Annotated in this window: 14 protein-coding genes and 3 tRNA genes; 10 read left to right on the top strand and 7 right to left on the bottom strand. The window is 49.0% G+C overall.

Going from position 1 to position 16,740, the window contains the following annotated elements:
* The first annotated feature begins 52 nt into the window (after positions 1-52).
* The 5 genes from L6H98_RS20070 (at position 53) to L6H98_RS20050 (ending at position 2,883) form a co-directional block, all read left to right on the top strand.
* A tRNA-Leu gene (locus L6H98_RS20070) sits at positions 53-131 on the top strand.
* Positions 132-137: 6 nt separating this feature from the next.
* Positions 138-211 (top strand) — tRNA-Pro (locus L6H98_RS20065).
* Positions 212-224: 13 nt separating this feature from the next.
* A tRNA-Gly gene (locus L6H98_RS20060) sits at positions 225-295 on the top strand.
* A 647-nt stretch (positions 296-942) separates the two neighbouring features.
* Entirely contained in the window at positions 943-1,572 is a 630-nt protein-coding gene (gene cdaS / locus L6H98_RS20055) for a sporulation-specific diadenylate cyclase CdaS (RefSeq protein WP_236417758.1), read from the top strand.
* Between the two features lie 204 nt (positions 1,573-1,776).
* Positions 1,777-2,883, top strand: a complete 1,107-nt coding sequence (locus L6H98_RS20050; RefSeq protein WP_236417756.1) for a Glu/Leu/Phe/Val dehydrogenase — start codon at positions 1,777-1,779, stop codon at positions 2,881-2,883.
* A gap of 75 nt (positions 2,884-2,958) precedes the next feature.
* Here the strand turns inward: L6H98_RS20050 and L6H98_RS20045 are convergent, their stop codons facing one another.
* A complete protein-coding gene (locus L6H98_RS20045; RefSeq protein ID WP_236417754.1) occupies positions 2,959-4,170 on the bottom strand; it encodes an MFS transporter in 1,212 nt (403 codons plus the stop codon).
* 251 nt (positions 4,171-4,421) lie between these two features.
* On the opposite strand from L6H98_RS20045, the gene L6H98_RS20040 reads away from it, so the two are divergent.
* On the top strand, positions 4,422-5,000 hold the full coding sequence (locus L6H98_RS20040; protein WP_236417753.1) for a TetR/AcrR family transcriptional regulator: 579 nt from the start codon (positions 4,422-4,424) through the stop codon (positions 4,998-5,000).
* Positions 5,001-5,074: 74 nt separating this feature from the next.
* Here L6H98_RS20040 and L6H98_RS20035 read toward each other — a convergent pair whose 3' ends face one another.
* Positions 5,075-6,190 carry an LLM class flavin-dependent oxidoreductase gene (locus tag L6H98_RS20035; RefSeq protein ID WP_236417750.1) on the bottom strand — a complete coding sequence of 372 codons (1,116 nt, stop codon included), beginning with the start codon at positions 6,188-6,190 and terminating at the stop codon, positions 5,075-5,077.
* 362 nt (positions 6,191-6,552) lie between these two features.
* Here L6H98_RS20035 and L6H98_RS20030 point away from each other — a divergent pair, with 362 nt between their 5' ends.
* From L6H98_RS20030 to L6H98_RS20020, 3 genes are all read left to right on the top strand, one after another.
* Positions 6,553-7,941, top strand: coding sequence for a helix-turn-helix transcriptional regulator (locus L6H98_RS20030; protein WP_236417748.1), 1,389 nt, complete (start codon positions 6,553-6,555; stop codon positions 7,939-7,941).
* A 280-nt stretch (positions 7,942-8,221) separates the two neighbouring features.
* The gene (locus L6H98_RS20025; protein WP_236417744.1) at positions 8,222-9,634 is read left to right on the top strand and encodes a helix-turn-helix transcriptional regulator; all 1,413 of its coding nucleotides are present in this window, start codon (positions 8,222-8,224) and stop codon (positions 9,632-9,634) included.
* A gap of 247 nt (positions 9,635-9,881) precedes the next feature.
* On the top strand, positions 9,882-10,070 hold the full coding sequence (locus L6H98_RS20020; protein WP_236417742.1) for an aspartyl-phosphate phosphatase Spo0E family protein: 189 nt from the start codon (positions 9,882-9,884) through the stop codon (positions 10,068-10,070).
* A gap of 129 nt (positions 10,071-10,199) precedes the next feature.
* On the opposite strand, the gene L6H98_RS20015 is transcribed toward L6H98_RS20020, so the two are convergent.
* The 4 genes from L6H98_RS20015 to L6H98_RS20000 form a co-directional block, all read right to left on the bottom strand.
* Positions 10,200-10,850: an amino acid ABC transporter permease gene (locus L6H98_RS20015; RefSeq protein WP_236417740.1), complete on the bottom strand. Its 651-nt coding sequence runs from the start codon at positions 10,848-10,850 to the stop codon at positions 10,200-10,202.
* A gap of 33 nt (positions 10,851-10,883) precedes the next feature.
* Positions 10,884-11,609 (bottom strand): amino acid ABC transporter permease, encoded by a 726-nt coding sequence (locus tag L6H98_RS20010; RefSeq protein ID WP_236417736.1) that lies wholly within the window; start codon positions 11,607-11,609, stop codon positions 10,884-10,886.
* Positions 11,610-11,716: 107 nt separating this feature from the next.
* A complete protein-coding gene (locus tag L6H98_RS20005; protein WP_236417734.1) occupies positions 11,717-12,553 on the bottom strand; it encodes a transporter substrate-binding domain-containing protein in 837 nt (278 codons plus the stop codon).
* A gap of 42 nt (positions 12,554-12,595) precedes the next feature.
* Positions 12,596-13,336 carry an amino acid ABC transporter ATP-binding protein gene (locus tag L6H98_RS20000; protein ID WP_290371467.1) on the bottom strand — a complete coding sequence of 247 codons (741 nt, stop codon included), beginning with the start codon at positions 13,334-13,336 and terminating at the stop codon, positions 12,596-12,598.
* Positions 13,337-13,794: 458 nt separating this feature from the next.
* On the opposite strand from L6H98_RS20000, the gene L6H98_RS19995 reads away from it, so the two are divergent.
* Complete coding sequence (locus tag L6H98_RS19995; RefSeq protein ID WP_236417730.1) at positions 13,795-15,414, top strand: glycoside hydrolase family 28 protein; 1,620 nt, start codon at positions 13,795-13,797, stop codon at positions 15,412-15,414.
* 255 nt (positions 15,415-15,669) lie between these two features.
* On the opposite strand, the gene L6H98_RS19990 is transcribed toward L6H98_RS19995, so the two are convergent.
* The gene (locus tag L6H98_RS19990) at positions 15,670-16,521 is read right to left on the bottom strand and encodes an AraC family transcriptional regulator (protein ID WP_236417728.1); all 852 of its coding nucleotides are present in this window, start codon (positions 16,519-16,521) and stop codon (positions 15,670-15,672) included.
* Positions 16,522-16,740: the final 219 nt, after the last annotated feature.

Below are 16,740 nucleotides of genomic sequence, written 5' to 3'. Positions count from 1 at the left end.
ATCAAAAGGTCGGGAGTTCGAATCTCTCAGGGCGCGCCATTTAATTAAATAAGCCGGTGTGGCGGAATGGCAGACGCGCTCGACTCAAAATCGAGTGGGAAACCGTGGAGGTTCGAGTCCTCTCACCGGTATGTTTTCGGGATGTAGCTCAGCTTGGTAGAGCACCTGGTTTGGGACCAGGGGGTCGCATGTTCAAATCGTGTCATCCCGATTTTTTATAGGATGCGGGTGTAGTTCAATGGTAGAACTCCAGCCTTCCAAGCTGGTAGCGTGGGTTCGATTCCCATCACCCGCTTAAACTTTTTTTGAGACCCTTGTGCGACAAGGGTTTTTTCTTTGCTTAAATTTCGACATACTGATCTCGAAGCAGCATGCCCGCGGTATGCCGTATCCTCAATCCTCGGAGCGATGCCGACCAGGGAGGAATATTCAATTCCACATCCTAGAATTCGGTATCTGTACCGGCCCATCCACAGTTCTGATTTTCGCCCGATCCTCCTAAAGAGTGGAACAACATATTATAAACGCAAAAAGAAATGTAGAAGTATTTAAGAATGCCACGATTCCTGGAGGCGAAGCGCTCGATCCTGGAACCCCAATAGTAGTCCAATTCGTCGTCTCTTAATGGTCTGTTTTTAAATTAATGCAAGAAGGATCTGCTTCGCATTTAGACGAGCGGGTCCTTTTCTCGATCTTGTGTACGTTTGACAACCATAGACTTCGACCATCACCCAACTTATATTTAAAACACAAAAAGCTTTTGCGCTGCAAGGGCATTTTTTCCTATAAATGATGTTCCACGGCTGATGAAAGAACCTTTACTACGATGGCAAACAGATTATGCAGCATTGCATAGATTGCATGCGCTTATGGGCACGTTAATGAACATTAGGTACCGTGAACGTTGGAAAGGATGAAGACATCACGAAGGAGGAACATTCCATGATCCATCAGCAGGCAGATTGCGACAGTTCATCCATGCGGCAAAAATTGAAGGAGGATCTTCGGCGCGTGGCGAACCGCATGAATGAGACATTGACGCGTTTCGATCAGGATAGCGTCTGTTTGCTGGCACAGTTTGCGGAGATTCGGAACGAGATCAAGAGGGTCGAGGTGCTGGCTGCTTCCTTTTATCTGGACTGCTATTTGTCACCCTTCACGGAGAAATTTGCCGAACTGACGGTGAGTGTGCAGCATTTGTCGGATCGCAGATATGGTGCGTTGATTGTGATCGAACGCGAAATATCGCTTGAGAAGATTATCCATTCCGGCGTTGCCGTGGATGCGAAAGTCACGCATGCCTTGCTTGAGTCGCTTTTTATTCCGGGTGCTCCGTTACACGACGGTGCCGTGTTGATTCGCGGCAACCAGATCGTATCGGCCGGCAACGTGCTTCCCGTCTCGCAGGCCGACGCCATTGGAGGAAAGTTGGGAACCCGTCACCGGGCCGCGCTGGGACTGAGTGAGCTGACGGACGCGATCGTGCTGGTCGTCTCCGAAGAGACGGGACAGGCTTCTTTTGCAGTTGACGGGGAGCTCCATCCAATCAACGTGATAGAGACGATTCAGTAAAGGTTAGGGCCTGCACGGAAAGGAAATATATTGCCCCCAGAAATAAGTAATCCATTCTGACATTAGAAAGCTAGTATGAATATGATCTTTACATGGTTGGTGTCATTGTAATGGAAATAATGAATCGCGCGCGCAACAGAGAGTAGTCAAAAAAGACAGAATGATTGATTCGATCGCAAAAACGGTTTGAGGAGACGGTTAGCCATGAATTGGTTTGAAGCAATGGAACGCCATGATTACGAGGAGCTCGTCTTGTGTCAGGATAAATCATCCGGATTGAAGGCGATCATCGCTATCCATGACACAACGCTTGGACCTGCACTGGGCGGGACGCGAATGTGGACATATGCCTCCGAAGATGCAGCCATTGAAGATGCACTGCGGCTTGCCCGCGGAATGACGTACAAACATGCCGTATCCGGCCTGAACCTGGGCGGAGGAAAGGCAGTTATTATCGGGGACCCGCGACGGGACAAAAATGAAGCGATGTTTCGCGCTTTCGGCAGATACGTTCAAGGGTTGAACGGCCGTTATGTGACTGCGGAAGACGTCGGTACGACCGAGGAAGACATGAACCTGATTTATCAGGAGACGGACTACGTTACGGGCATCTCCCCGAGTTACGGTTCATCCGGTAATCCTTCTCCGGCGACGGCCTGGGGTGTATATCGGGGAATGAAGGCAGCAGCCAAGGAGGCACTCGGCACCGATTTACTGGAAGGCAAAACGATAGCCGTGCAAGGCATCGGAAACGTGGCCATGCGTTTATGCGAGTATTTGCATGAGGAGGGAGCCCGCCTGATCGTGACGGATATCCATAAAGACGCTGTGCAGGAAGCGGTGAACCGTTTTGGCGCGATTGCCGTGGATCCCTCGGATATTACTGGCGTCGACTGCGATATTTATGCACCTTGCGCCCTTGGCGGCACCATCAATGACGACACACTTAGGACGCTGAAGGCAAAGGTTGTCGCTGGCTGTGCGAACAACCAGCTCTTGGAGACTCGGCACGGCGACCGACTTCACGAGATGGGCATCGTATATGCGCCTGACTACGTGATTAACGCAGGAGGCGTCATCAACATAGCCGATGAACTCAGCGGGTATAACCGGAAGAGGGCATGGAGCAAGATTGGGGAAATTTACGAAAATCTGGAGAAGGTTTTTGAAATTTCGCGGACGGAAGGTATAGCAACCTACATGGCGGCGGACCGTCTGGCTGAGCGTCGCATTGAATGGATGAAAAACGCGCGCAGTACGTTTCTGCAAAATGGACATCACGCCCTGAGCTCCCGCAGATTGCGCCGATAAATCAGCATAAGCAAAAAATCAGGAGAGTCTCTTGCAGGATTCTCCTGATTTTTTATATGCGTCGAAACTAGAAGTTTACGGATTGACTGCGGCCTGAGCTTTTCTCTCCGTCAGATAGTAACCGAGAGCAAGCAGCGGCATAATCAATCCGATAAGCGTGGTAAGGCTCCATCCTCCGGCTGCATAAGACCAGCTGCCGAGTGTTGAGCCGATCGCCCCGCCGATAAAAAAGATCGACATGAAGATCCCATTCACGCGTCCGCGGGCATTGCCTGCCAGAGAATAGATCACGCGCTGTCCCAGAACCAGGTTGCCCGAAACGGCCATGTCCAGCGTGATGGCGACGACGACGAGCAGAGAGAGCGACAGGACGGAGTGGCCTTGGAACAGATAAGCGAGACCGAAGGATAGGGCAGCGACGACCATGGCGACTCCCGTCAATACTTTGGTCATGCCCCGGTCTGCCAGACGGCCTGCAATCGGAGCAGCCACGGCACCGCCCACACCAGCCAAAGCGAACCAGGCTATGCCTTGCTGAGACATATTGAAGTCATTAGCCAAACGCAGCGGAACGGTAGTCCAGAACAGGCTGAAGGCACCGAACAGGCTGGCCTGGTAGAAGGCGCGGCGACGGAGCATCGGCAGTGTTCTGAACAATTTGGCGAGCGATCCGATAAGTTGGCCGTAATTCATGACAGGCTCGGGTCTCCGGGTAGGCAGGGCCCGAGAGAGGAGCAGGGTCAGCAGAGCGATTACGACGGCCGAGAAAATGAAGACCGCATGCCATCCGAACAGGCTGGTGATGAAGCTTGCGACAGGGCGAGCGAGCATAATGCCGAGCAGCAGGCCGCTCATCACGTTGCCCACGACGCGCCCCCGCTGCTCTTCGGAAGTCAGGTACGTGGCGTACGGCACAAGAATCTGGGCGATCACGGAGCCGATTCCGATAATCAGCGAAGCCGACAGGAACAGCGATGCATTAGGTGCGAAGGAAGCCGCCATCAGTGCGACGATCAGAACAAGGAGAAGTATGGTGATCAGACGGCGATTTTCGGTAATGTCGCTAAGCGGCACGATAAAAAGCAATCCAAGGATGTACCCGATTTGGGTAATGGTGACGATAAGTCCGGCTGCGGCAGACGATAGCCCCGTGGCAGCGCTGATTGGGCCAATGACGGTTTGAGCATAATAGAGATTGGCCACGATGAGCCCGCATGCCGAGGCCAAAAGCAATATCATCCATGATGATACGGGCGCAGCCGGCTTCGAATTTTTGGTCATTTCCATGACGATCATCCTCCGTAATATTCAAATTGTTATTCGTATCGTTCGTTGCGAGTTAAAGATGAATTACTAAACGTTTAGTTCATTAATTATGGTTATATAATAAACTATACGTTTAGTATTGTAAATAGGAAAATCCATTTTTTCTGCATTCAAATTTGAAGCGGGGCGAAATTGGTTGTGTCCGATTTCTTTTAGTATAATGAACGTACATTATATGGATGATTAGTTTATAGGTTTGGGGAGGACTATCGATGACTGCCAAAAGAGGGCGCCCTCGCAACATGGAAACCCAGAACGCTATTCTGACCGCATCGTACGAGCTGCTGCTTGAACTCGGATTCGCGGCGGTTACGGTGGAGAAAATTGCTGAACGGGCGCAAGTGAGCAAGGCAACGATCTATAAATGGTGGCCGAACAAAGGCGCAGTAATTATGGACGGATACATGAATGCGGCCACGGCACGGCTTCCCGTTCCCGATACGGGAACCGTATTCGAAGATTTGCGCATTCATGCCGCCAATCTCGTCGTTTTTCTGACGAGCCGTGAGGGGAAAATGATAACTGAAATTATTGGAGAAGGACAACTCGATCCTGCGCTAGCCGAAGAATACAGAAGCAGGTATATCCGCCCTAGAAGGCAGGAAGCTTGGGGGATCATCGAGAAAGGCGTGAAACGCGGAGAATTGAGAGCCGATGCCAACATCGGATTGTATATCGATATGATCTATGGACCGGTTTTCTATCGAATGCTCGTTACGGGGGAAGGCATCTTGGAGAGCGACATCCTGGAGCTTCTGGACTCGTTATTTGAGGGGATTCGCGTTACATAGCGATTGTTCGGGCAAAAGATTAAGGGACGATTCCATGGAATCGCCCCTAGTTTGCGTGGGGAAGAGGACAAATATCATACCTGAAAAATCGGGGAAATGGCAGGAGGGATGCCGACAGAGGACGAAGTGGAGTCAAGCTCATTCAGAATCGGGGGTGTGCTCCACACCTGACTGGGGATTTCCCTCCGTAAAATGGGAGCCACTTCTTCAGCGAAACGCTGTACTTGCTCTAACTGCTCCTGATGGCTCAGGCCGTCCACGCTGATGCTTAGCACCTGATGGCCAAATGCCTGGTGGTAATCCAGAATTTTTTCGACGATCTGCTCCGGGCTTCCAATCAGTACCGGGCCGTTAGCGATGTTATCCTCCAGGTCCTTGAAAGGCGACTGGTTATGCTGAGCGGCGGCTGTTGCATGAAATGCCTCGTAGTAGGGCTTGTATCGGCGTATGGCTTCCTCGCGCGTATCTGCCAAATACAGGCTGCCTGCTCCGGAGCCTATAAGCGCTTTGCTGGCATCGTGACCGTAGTGCTCAAGGCGTTCTCGATAATGGTCAATCAGCGCCTTGTATTTGGCTTGGGGATGGAAGGAATTCGAAGTGAACAAAGGCTCCCCATGTTTGGCTGCAAGCTCGGTAGACAGGGTGCTGGATGCACTGCCATGCCAAACAGGGATGGTTTGCTGATAAGGCCTTGGCTGGGTTGTGACTTCATGTAATGGTGGGCGGTATTTTCCGTTCCAGGTGACGTTCTCTTCCGTCCAAAGCCGTTTCAGGAGCTCGTATCGTTCTCCTAGAGATTCCCATTGATCCTCTTCACGGATGCCGAACAGCGGATAATGCCGGGGATCGTTGCCTTTGCCGATGATTAGCTCCAGGCGTCCGCCGGAGAAGTGGTCAAGCGTGGCGTAATCCTCGGCTACACGCACGGGGTCAAGCACGCTAAGCACGGTTACCGTCGTCAGCAAACGAATGCGCGAAGTCGCGGCAGCCACCGCGGTTAACACGACGGGAGGGGAAGATGAGAGGAAGGGAGCGCCATGTCTCTCGCCGACCCCATATGCATCGAAGCCCAGCTTCTCCGCCAGGCGGGCCTGATCCAAAATGTTCAGGAACTTCTGCTGCGTGGTCAGGGCTTCGCCTGTTAACGCATTGGGCAGATTCATCATGAGGCTGAACAAGGCAAACTTCATTCCATCGTCTCCATATCCTATTGGAATAATTGGATAAGTTACTTTTTTAATGTACCATGGTCCGAATCAAACTTCTAATGGATTTTTTCTATAAGCAGCGGAAAAGGTGTAGAGTCAGATTCGAAGCCAGGTTATTTTGAATGCGTTGAGTACGGCTTCGCATATTAGCAGCCCGATCATGAACACGAGAAAATAATTTGATTAGTGACAAAAATCACTGAAAACGAACAGACATAGCATGAATGATATTGAAAAGGTAACGGAATTGCCACGATTTTTATTGACCACTGTAAAATTTAGGGTTAAAATTATTGTTATCATATAAATTCTAATTTCTGGATTTTATTGCGGGGGTGGGATGCATGGAACCTACAGCTACGATTCGCTCGACGATCGAGGATTACATCAGGAAACAGGGGTACACCCTGCAGTACTTTGCTGATATATCCGGTGTTAATGCAGGGACCTTGAGTGCCATCATCAAAGGGACAAGACCCATCGCCATGGCACAGCTTGACTTGCTGACGGAAGGCATGAAGCTGGAAGAGGGGCATTTTTACGAGCAGTATGGGGCCGAATGCTTCGTGGAAGCAGCGCCGCATTGGAGGAGGCTGGAGCCTTTCCTGCAGCGTTGTGCCGAATTGGACAAGCTGGATTGCATCCAGAACGTGATTCGCCAGGTAACAGACGACCGTTCGTACATTTCCGAATTGTTCGAGATGGCGGAAGGCATGTTCGAGCGCGGACAGAAACAGGCGGCACTCATGCTCTACGAATGCGTTGCGGAGTGCGAGAAGTATCAACATTCCGAGCGTTTGGCACTCTGCCAATACCGGATTTTCACCTTGTCCTTGGGTCAGGATCAACATGCAAACCTGAGAGCGGCCGTGCATTTCGAGCCCTTCATCAATCGGCTGGATGAGGAGCGGCAGCTTGATGCGATCAAGGATCTGGCAAATACATATGGAGGGCTTAATCTATGGGATAAAGTTCTTCATCTTGCCAATGAACTCGAAGAAAGAGTAAACTTTATGGAGACCATATATAGGAAGAATTCGGATGTATCTCTGAACAGATTATCTAAATATCCATTATTCATATACAAGTATTACTCCTATTTAATGAAGTCGGTAGTTTTTGGTGAATATCAAGATTACGAAACAGCTTTAAGTTTCACAAAATTATACTCGGATATTCATGTGGAAAACGCGAGCTCCGAGGATCGATTATTTATTGAGAGATTTAAAGGCTGGGCAGAAGTCAACACATATCTTTTTCTATTGATGATGGGGAATTTGGAAGCGTTAAAGCCATACGTCAATTATATTGAAAATAATCCGGATGAATTATTACCGGGTTTAGTGAAAATATTAGAGGCTTCCAATATGTATGATATTAACATTGACCATGTTCTTACAAAATTTGATTCATTTATTTCTCTATTAAATGGCCCTGATCATCTGAATAGCATCTACAATACCGAAATCAGTAATGAGAGGCAAGTAAAGCTTCTAATGGAATTAGCTAAATATTATTTAAGAAGTTCAGATTCTATCGAAGGTTTCGTTCAATTGTTGAGTTGTTTGTCTCACGCAATCAGAATCAATGACCACAAAACCATTATTTATTGCGTAGGACTTTTTGAGAAAAATAGATCCAGTGCTCCAAATCATATTATTAATAGTTACAGACAACTGATTGAGGAGGTCTATAAAGGTTATGAGAAGAAAAAAAATATCTACGTCCATTAAGGTTTGTACGGTGGCAATGTTGACTTTCTCAATTACGTTGGATACTGTTTTAAGGCTGTTAAACCATGGATTTGGTGGAGTATGATGTATAAACCGTTATTACAACATAAGTTCGGGATTTATTAAAATTACGAGTATAGCGAAATGAAAAACAGTAACCCCTAACCTGAGGGGCTACTGTTTTTTTTGTTGAATTAACAGATCAACAGGTTTAAAATCGAGGATATAATTTACATTAATTATATTTATCGTTTATGTTTGCAGATTCGGGGTGGGACCATTGGGGCCAGAGGCTACGATTTGCTCGCAAATTGAAAGGCACATGAATAAGGAAGGTTACAAACTTCAGAGATTTTCAGAATTATCTGGAGTAAATGTTGGGACACTTAGCGCCATACTAAAAGGAAAAAGGCCGCTGTCTATGAATCAATTAGACAAAATTACTGCTGCTATGGGACTAGAGTTAGGTTTTTTTTACGAGAAATATGCAATAGAGAGTTTTGTTGAAGGAGAAACTCATTGGAGAAGGTTGGAGCCCTTTTTAAATCGGTGTGCTGAACTTAACAAGCTTCAGTGTATAAAAAAGGTTGTAACCCGTGCAACAGATGACCGTTCTTATATCAATCAGTTATTTAAGTTGGCTGAGAAATGGTACGAAACAGGGTTATACAAGGCTGCGCTTATTTTATACAAATGTGTCGCAGAGATCGAAAAATATCAGCACTCAGAAAAACTCGCTATATGTCACTACAGAATTTTTATCTTGTCTCTAGACTCTGATAGCAGGAAAAATCTCCGTTTAACGGCAGTTTTTGAGAAGTATGTTGATTGTCTGGATGAAGATCATAGGTTGGATGCGATAAAGGATCTTATGAATGTTTACTCTGCTTGTCTTGAACTTGATAAATTATACGATACTACGATTAAACTTGAAGAAGCTGTGCAGACAAGGAAAAAGTACACATCAAATAAAACTGTAGCAAAATCTAAATACCCGATTTTCGTTTACGAAGCATATGCATATTTAATGAGAGGCTCGTTTTTCAGTCATACTGAGCAATATGAAAAAGCTTTGTTATGTGTGGAACATTATCAGAGAATCACCTTAATTAATGATCCAACAAGAGAAGAATTGATACACATCAATAAATTTAGAGAATGGGCAAAGTTGAATAGTTTACTTTATAACGTGATGATGGGTAATATGACAAAATTAAGAGAATATATACAATGTATAATTGCGTATAAAGATGAAGAGCATATTGCGTTGGGACATATATTTAAAGCCGCGAATAAATATGATTATGATGTTGATTTTGTAATAATTCAATTCGAGGAACTGTTAAATAAATTCTACCATTTCCCTTTTGAGGGAGATGTAATGACATCGAATAAATTTGTAATTTCAATGTTTTACGAGCTTTCACGATATCATTTGCGAAAAAAAAGATACGATAAGGGTATAAGGTTCTTGCTTAAAAGCTTAGAAGGTGCTATCAATAATTGGGATTATTTTACGATTGTTAAATGTCTCGATCTCTACGGTGAGAATAGGGGCCATGCTACGTTAGAGCAAGAGAAAGAATATGAAAGATTTCTTCAAACAATGTCTATGGAAACGCCTCGATACAAGAATTTCACCGCTGAGAGAGGTTTAGGTACTTGTGAGCGCAAAAAATATGGAACCAACTGAATGTCGGACGCAGACCGATGTTGGTTGGTTTTTTTATTTGCTGAATATTTTCTTTTAGAGAGTTGTGAAAAATAAAGTAAATTTTTATCAGTGATTGGAAGTTTTTTGTTTGGTTATATTTGAGGAGGGTGTCAATATTCTATGAAAAATTATTCTTGCAAACCATCATTTCAATTTGCAAAGGAAAAAAAGTTCAACTTTTTGGCAAACTATCTTAAAATGGATATAAGAAGGGGAGGGGCATGCTGTGAGAGTACCGAAACAGATTAGAGACCAAATCGAACAGAACCGGAAGGAACTAAGTCGTTTGGCGGCCGATCATGGCATGCACGACCAGAAAGTGCTGCACCAGTCTATGGTGCTGGACGAGCTTATTAATGAGTACTATCGTTTCGATTACCAAAAACGTATTCTGAACCATCAGCCGATCGCGTAGAGCCGTCGGTTTTTTTATTTTGCCAAATGAAAAGAGTCGAAAAACCGCCGATTGCATCGTGCATTCGGCGGTTTTGTCATGGTATCGTTCATACATTCATCGGATATGTTATCGAGCCATGCGTTTTCCTCAATGGATACGGGCCTCAAGTCGTCGTGCCACGATCGACAACGTGTAGTTGATGATAAAATAGAGCGCGGTCGCCAGCAGCAGGGCCGGAATGACGTAATTGAAGCTTTGCCCGCCAAGAATCTGCACATTGCGCATCAGCTCCGGCAAGGAAATGATGATCGCAAGGGACGTATCCTTTAGCAGGGAGATGAACTGGCTGACCATGGGAGGAGACATGCGCCGCAAGGCTTGAGGCATAATGATGCTGCCTAGTGTCTGCATATAACTCAGGCCGGACGAGCGGGCTGCTTCAATCTGCCCTCGTTCAATGGAGTTCAGCCCGCTGCGAACGATCTCGGCGATCATGGCCCCCTCAAACAAACTCAAGCCCACAACGGTGGACCAAAATACGGGCAGTTTGATGCCGAGCTGCGGCAGGACGATATGGATGAAAAAAATGATCAGCAACAGCGGCAAATTGCGAATGATGTCCACGATGACCGCAGCAAGCTGCGACAGAACCGGAACCCGCATATACCGGATCGTTCCGAACACGGTTCCAAGCACGAAACTGAATACGATGGATAATCCGGCGACCTGGAGGGTTACCAGAAACCCCTGAAGCAGAAAGCGTAGATTGGGCCAAGCGTAAGCGCCGGCAAAGTCCATGGGATCGATCACCACCTTTGATAAAAGAATGCCTCACATCGTCGCTTGCTCCGAGCGCTTATTCGGTTTTCGGGAATGCTGACGTTTGGGCCGAATTCCGCCATCGCTTTTCCCGAGCCGCCGTTCCATGTAGTGCACGAGGAAGCTGAGCGGCAAGGTCAGGACCAGATAGAACAAGGCAACGATCGTATATACGCTGAGCGGCTGGAACGTATCCGAGTTGACCAGGTCGGCGAAATACATCAGATCCATGCCTGCCACGACGGCCAGTATCGAGGAATTTTTGACCAGGTTGATAAATTGGTTGCCGATGGACGGCAGCACGATTTTGATTGCCTGCGGCAAGATGACCAGATTCATGGCCTGAATGTAGGAAAGACCCGATGACCGGGCGGCCTCCAGCTGCCCGCGCGGTACGGACTGAATGCCCGCACGGATCGCTTCGGCGATAAACGCCGCAGTATAAATGGTCAGGCCAAGCGTGCCCGAGACGAAGCCGTCCAATGAAATGCCGAGTGCAGGCAGCCCGAGGTAAAAGAAAAACACGACCAGCAGCAGCGGGATGTTGCGAATGAACTCGACAAACGCGGTGCCGATCCAGTTAAGCGGCTTGACGGGAGCGATGCGAAAGACCGCAATGACCGCACCCAAAAGAAAACTGCCAACGAGGGCGATCAGGCTAATCTGGATCGTATTCAGGAAACCTTCAAGGAAGCGGTCCGAGTGCCTCGTCAGCACGCTGAAATCCAATGTTCCCATAACGTTAAACGCCTCCGTTCGTTGCGGGAGTGACACAGATGGGGTGAAGCAGGGCAGAGGACTGGTATCGGTTGATTGTCTGCAGACCTATCCGCCCTGCTGCTTGTTTACTCAGGCTTGCTACCGAGCCACTTTTCATGCAGGGCATCGTATTCGCCGCTATCTTTCATGTTTTTGAGCAGGGTATTCACTTCCTCCACAAAGGCGCTGTCTCCCTTGCGGATGGCCATGCCGTAAGGTTCGCTGGTGAAATTGCCGCCGACGAGCTTATAGTTGTTATCGGATTGCTGCATGCCGATGAGGATGATATTGTCGGTGGTCAGCGCATCGCCTTTGCCGGCTTTGAGGGCCGTGAAGGCATCCTGATAGTTGTCATATTCCAGCACCTCGGCGTCCGGTGCTTTTTCGCGAATGTTTTGCGCAGAGGTGGAGCCTTTCACCGCAAGCACTTTCACGCCTTTGCCAAGGCTATCCAGCCCGGTGATGGAGCTATCGTTTTTCACGAGAAGGGATTGCCCTGCTTCGAAATACACATCGCTGAAATCAACCTGCTCCTTGCGCTCATCGGTAATGGTCATGGTTGCGATGATGATGTCGATGTCGCCGTTTTGCAGCATGGGGATGCGCGTTTTGGAGGTGACCTCTTTCAGCTCGACCTTGGTTTCGTCTCCCAGAATTTGCTTGGCGAGCGCTTTGGCAATATCGACGTCGAAGCCTTCGACGGCTCCGCTGGACGGGTCTTTGAGGCCAAACAGCTTGGTATCATACTTCACCCCTGCGATGAGTTTGCCACGCTCTTTAATCTGTTCGATCGTACCTTTGGCCGAGGAATCGCTATCCCCGCCGCTCCCCGGTGAATCGCTCCCCGTATTATTGCAACCGGAAAGTACAATAGAGAGCATCAGCACCAACATGAATGCAGGCCATTTCAACACGTTTTTCATCGGATCATAACCCCTTTCGGATCGTGGATTTTCTCTGCTTTCCTAATGATGAATCAAGCGGCTAAGAAATTGTTGTGCACGTTCCTCCTTCGGTTGATCAAAAAAGTCGGCGGCAGCGGCTTCTTCCACAATTCTTCCTTCATCCATGAAAATAACCCGGTCCGCTACCTCGCGGGCAAAGCCCATCTCATGCGTCACGACGACCATGGTCATGCCATGATGGGCCAGGGAGCGCATGACGTCGAGCACTTCGCCGATCATCTCCGGATCGAGCGCGGAAGTGGGCTCGTCAAACAGCATGATTTTGGGCTCCATCGCGAGTCCTCGCGCAATTGCCACGCGCTGCTGCTGGCCTCCGGACAATTGGGAGGGATAGCTGTCGGCTTTGTCGGCAATGCCTACGCGGGTCAAATACTTCATGGCCGTGGCCGCGGCCTGGTCTTTGGATTGTTTGCGTACTTTGATGGGGGCAAGGGTGATGTTATCGATGACTTTTTTGTGAGGGTAGAGATTAAAGTGCTGGAATACCATGCCGATGTCGCGCCGGAAGAGGTTGATGTCCACCTTTTTGCCATGCAGGGCGACGCCGCTAACGAACAGTTCGCCTTCAGTGATCGTTTCCAGACGATTGATGCAGCGAAGCAGCGTGCTTTTGCCTGAGCCCGAAGGGCCGATGATCACGACGACCTCGCCCTCGGCAATGGTGAGATGGATATCTTTGAGGACATGAAATTGACCATAATGCTTCTGAACACCCCTGAATTCAATCAAAATACATCCCATCCTTTCTGCTGTTTTGGTGTGACAGGAAATTTTAGGGATTAAATGGAATTGGTTATTCTATCATACCGAGACATCCTCTTCATGGCAATTGATTTGTTATAAAATATGACGTAAGTAATAGAAATAGTGGGCCTGAAGCTCGTTATTATGTTATATGTTTGTGATGTTGTTGGAATTGTTGTGACGAATCCTGACAAAAAAATGAATCGAATCGCCTAGATGATTTGTAGAGATTGGAATATATGGTTGTAGTATACTTATTATGGAGAAGCCCAAATGATGTGGATCATGGAGCATATAATCTCAAATTCCGTGCGGACAGAGCAAAAAAGCTCAACCCGAAGGGCTTGTCCTGCTGATATGATGGAGCCACCATCTGTGAACCGGGGGGGTGATGTCCGGTTTTGGTGCCATTCCAAAGTTATGAATAGTAATGATATGGAGGGTGATTCGGTTCGATGAATACATATAACGCTTCCTTGCAAACAGACAAAGGTACTGCTTTCAACACCAATGAACCAAAATATGAAGTACAGCTGCCCAAGATTCCTGCGCGTGATTTTCGAATCACCGATTACGGCGCCGTTGGAGATGGCCACACGGACAATTCGGAGGCATTCCGATTGGCAATAGCGGCCTGCGCGGAAGCGGGCGGCGGGCGAATCGTCATTCCGGCAGGCGTATGGCTGACAGGACCAATCGTGCTCCGCAGCAGCATCGAACTTCATACACAAGCAGGGGCGTTGGTCACCTTTAGTCAGGCATTTGATCAGTATCCCTTAATTGCATCGAGTTTTGAAGGGTGGCAAGTCGTCAGATGCCAATCCCCGATCGATGCCGAAGGGGTGGAAGATATTGCGATTACGGGCGAGGGCATCTGGGATGGGGGCGGTCAAGCCTGGAGACCGGTCAAACGTTCCAAGCTGACACCTTCGCAATGGAGAAAGCTTGTGTCTTCGGGCGGAGTTGTAGCGGGAGCCGAAGAAGAGGACCAGATCTGGTGGCCGTCCGCGTCTGCGCTTGAAGGCGGTTCCATCGCCCTTCGCCTACATCAGGAAAAGGTACGGGATGTGGCGGCCTATGAAGGAATTCGCGATTTTTTGCGTCCCAACATGGTCAGCCTGCGACGCTGCAAACGGGTGCTGCTGGACGGACCGACGTTCCAGAATTCACCGGCATGGAACCTGCATCCGTGGGCATCCGAACACGTGACGATTCGAAATGTGCAAGTGCGTAATCCGTGGTTCTCGCAGAACGGTGACGGGCTGGATATAGATTCATGCCGTCATGTGCTGGTGGAACAAAGCGTATTTGACGTTGGCGATGATGCCATCTGCTTAAAATCCGGCAAGGACGCGGAAGGACGCGAGTTGGGAATGCCCTCCGAGTACATCACGGTCCGGGATTGCACCGTGTATCACGGGCATGGCGGGGTGGTCATCGGCAGCGAAATGTCCGGCGGCATTCGGCATGTACGCGTGTCGGACTGCACGTTTATCGGCACGGACATCGGGCTGCGTTTCAAAAGTGCACGCGGACGCGGAGGGGTTGTCGAGGATATTCAGATCGAGCGTATTTACATGAAAGATATCATCTGGGAAGGCATCTCGTTCTCCTTTTTCTATGCTAACCAGGAAGGTTCAGCGAGGGGCAGCGACTTGGCACAGGAGGTTAGCGAGGAGACCCCCGTTTTCCGTGACATTCACATTCGGGAAGTGGTCTGTGCAGGCGCGGAAACGGCGCTGTTTGTCAGCGGGCTGCCCGAAATGCCGTTGGAAGGATTGGTCATCGAAGATTACAAGGTACAGTCCCGATCCGGAATACAGTGCTCCCATGCCAAACATTTGCGAATTGCGCGGCTGGACGCCGACATTGCCGAAGGTTCCCTAATCCATTTGCATCAGTGCAAAGGAGCGGAGCTGGAGGCGATTGGGGGGCATGGCGCGGATGGGCGTTTGTTGACGTTGACCGGGCGAGAAACAGCGGGGATCGTTTGCCGCGAAGGTGATGACGAAACAGCAGGACGCCAGATATCCGTCGGACCCGAAGTGCGGAGCGGGGCGCTTATTCGCAGATAGTCCCGACAAGACGCCGCAGCTGGGTGAGGGAGCGGCGCTGTCATACAGACGTGTCTCGCGGTGGCTGGAAACAGGGCACAGCCACCGCGCCTTTTTTTCATAATGAGAACTCCAGTCGTTGATCTCCACATTCCAGTGGCTCGGCTTAAGCGTCCAATCGGGTAAGGGTCGCATTCGCGAAATGCGGCTTTTTTTGTCCTATATGAAAAAGACGGTGAGAAGGGCCGGAAATGCAATATGCTTGCTCCAGACCGTTCACCGATGTTCTTTCCGGTATCGAAGGGGGGTCGTCCCCGTCACCTGTTTGAATGTTTTATTGAAATGGGCCGTGTGCTCGAATCCTACCTTCTCCGCGATCATCTGTACCCGGTCTCTGGTAGAGAGCAATCGGCGCTGGGCCTCCCTGACGCGCACGACGCGCAAATATTCGCTGAAACGGAACCCCGTAAATCGGCTGAACATCCGGCTGAGGTACGAAGGGCTGATATAAAAACGGGACGCCGTATCTTCAAGCGTAAGGGCTTGGCTGTAATGCTCGTTAACGTAACCTACGATTTCGCTAATCTTGTCCTGCATGGGATGGACGGGATCGGACATCGTCTGGCGCGTAGCCTCTTCTACGCGATGGATGCTGATCAACAGTTGGGCAAGCAGGCTTCTCACCGCAATCTCATGATGCGATCGGCGCTCTTTGCATTCACGCAGCATCTGCCATAACAAACGTTCGGTCTCCGGCTGCTCCTCTTTCGGGAAATGAACCAAACGGGAATGGTCAAAGGGAAGCAGGCCGCAGAGGCCGACCTCCATGCCCGTGGCAAAAGAGGGGGAGAACTCGATCAGGATCCGTTCAAAGCCGGGATTGCTTCCTTTGGATGTTGTATGTGGATCATGGGGATTGATGAGCATCAGGTCCCCTTTGCGTGCGGTAAGAACCTGTCCCTTCATGGAATACACCCGTTCTCCTTCCAGGAGATAATACAGCTCGTAAAACGGATGGGCATGCGGGTGTGTCATGGCGTATCCGTCCTGTCTGCGTATATGCTGAATGGTAAATGAATTCTCCCCGATGCGATACTTGGGTCCGATTCGATCCTCGATTACATGCATTTGCGCAGTTCCTCCCTGCAAGAATGGTTTGCGAATATAACCATATCATAACGGAAAATCCAGTTAATTGTAAACGCTATCAATAAATTGACATGCTGAAGGCCGGGGGTGGGGCGAATCGGCTCTAAATCCGAGTATCGTTCAGGTTAGGAGCGGGAAGGATGACAAAATATGATCGATGATTTACAGTAGGAGGAGTGGGACAGAGCCTGGATCGGC

The organism is Paenibacillus sp. JJ-223 (genome assembly GCF_927798175.1).
GTDB classification, from domain to species: Bacteria; Bacillota; Bacilli; order Paenibacillales; family Paenibacillaceae; genus Paenibacillus; species Paenibacillus hubeiensis.
The sequence above is the reverse complement of the archived record's forward strand: the minus strand, read 5'-3'. Positions and strand labels throughout refer to the sequence as shown.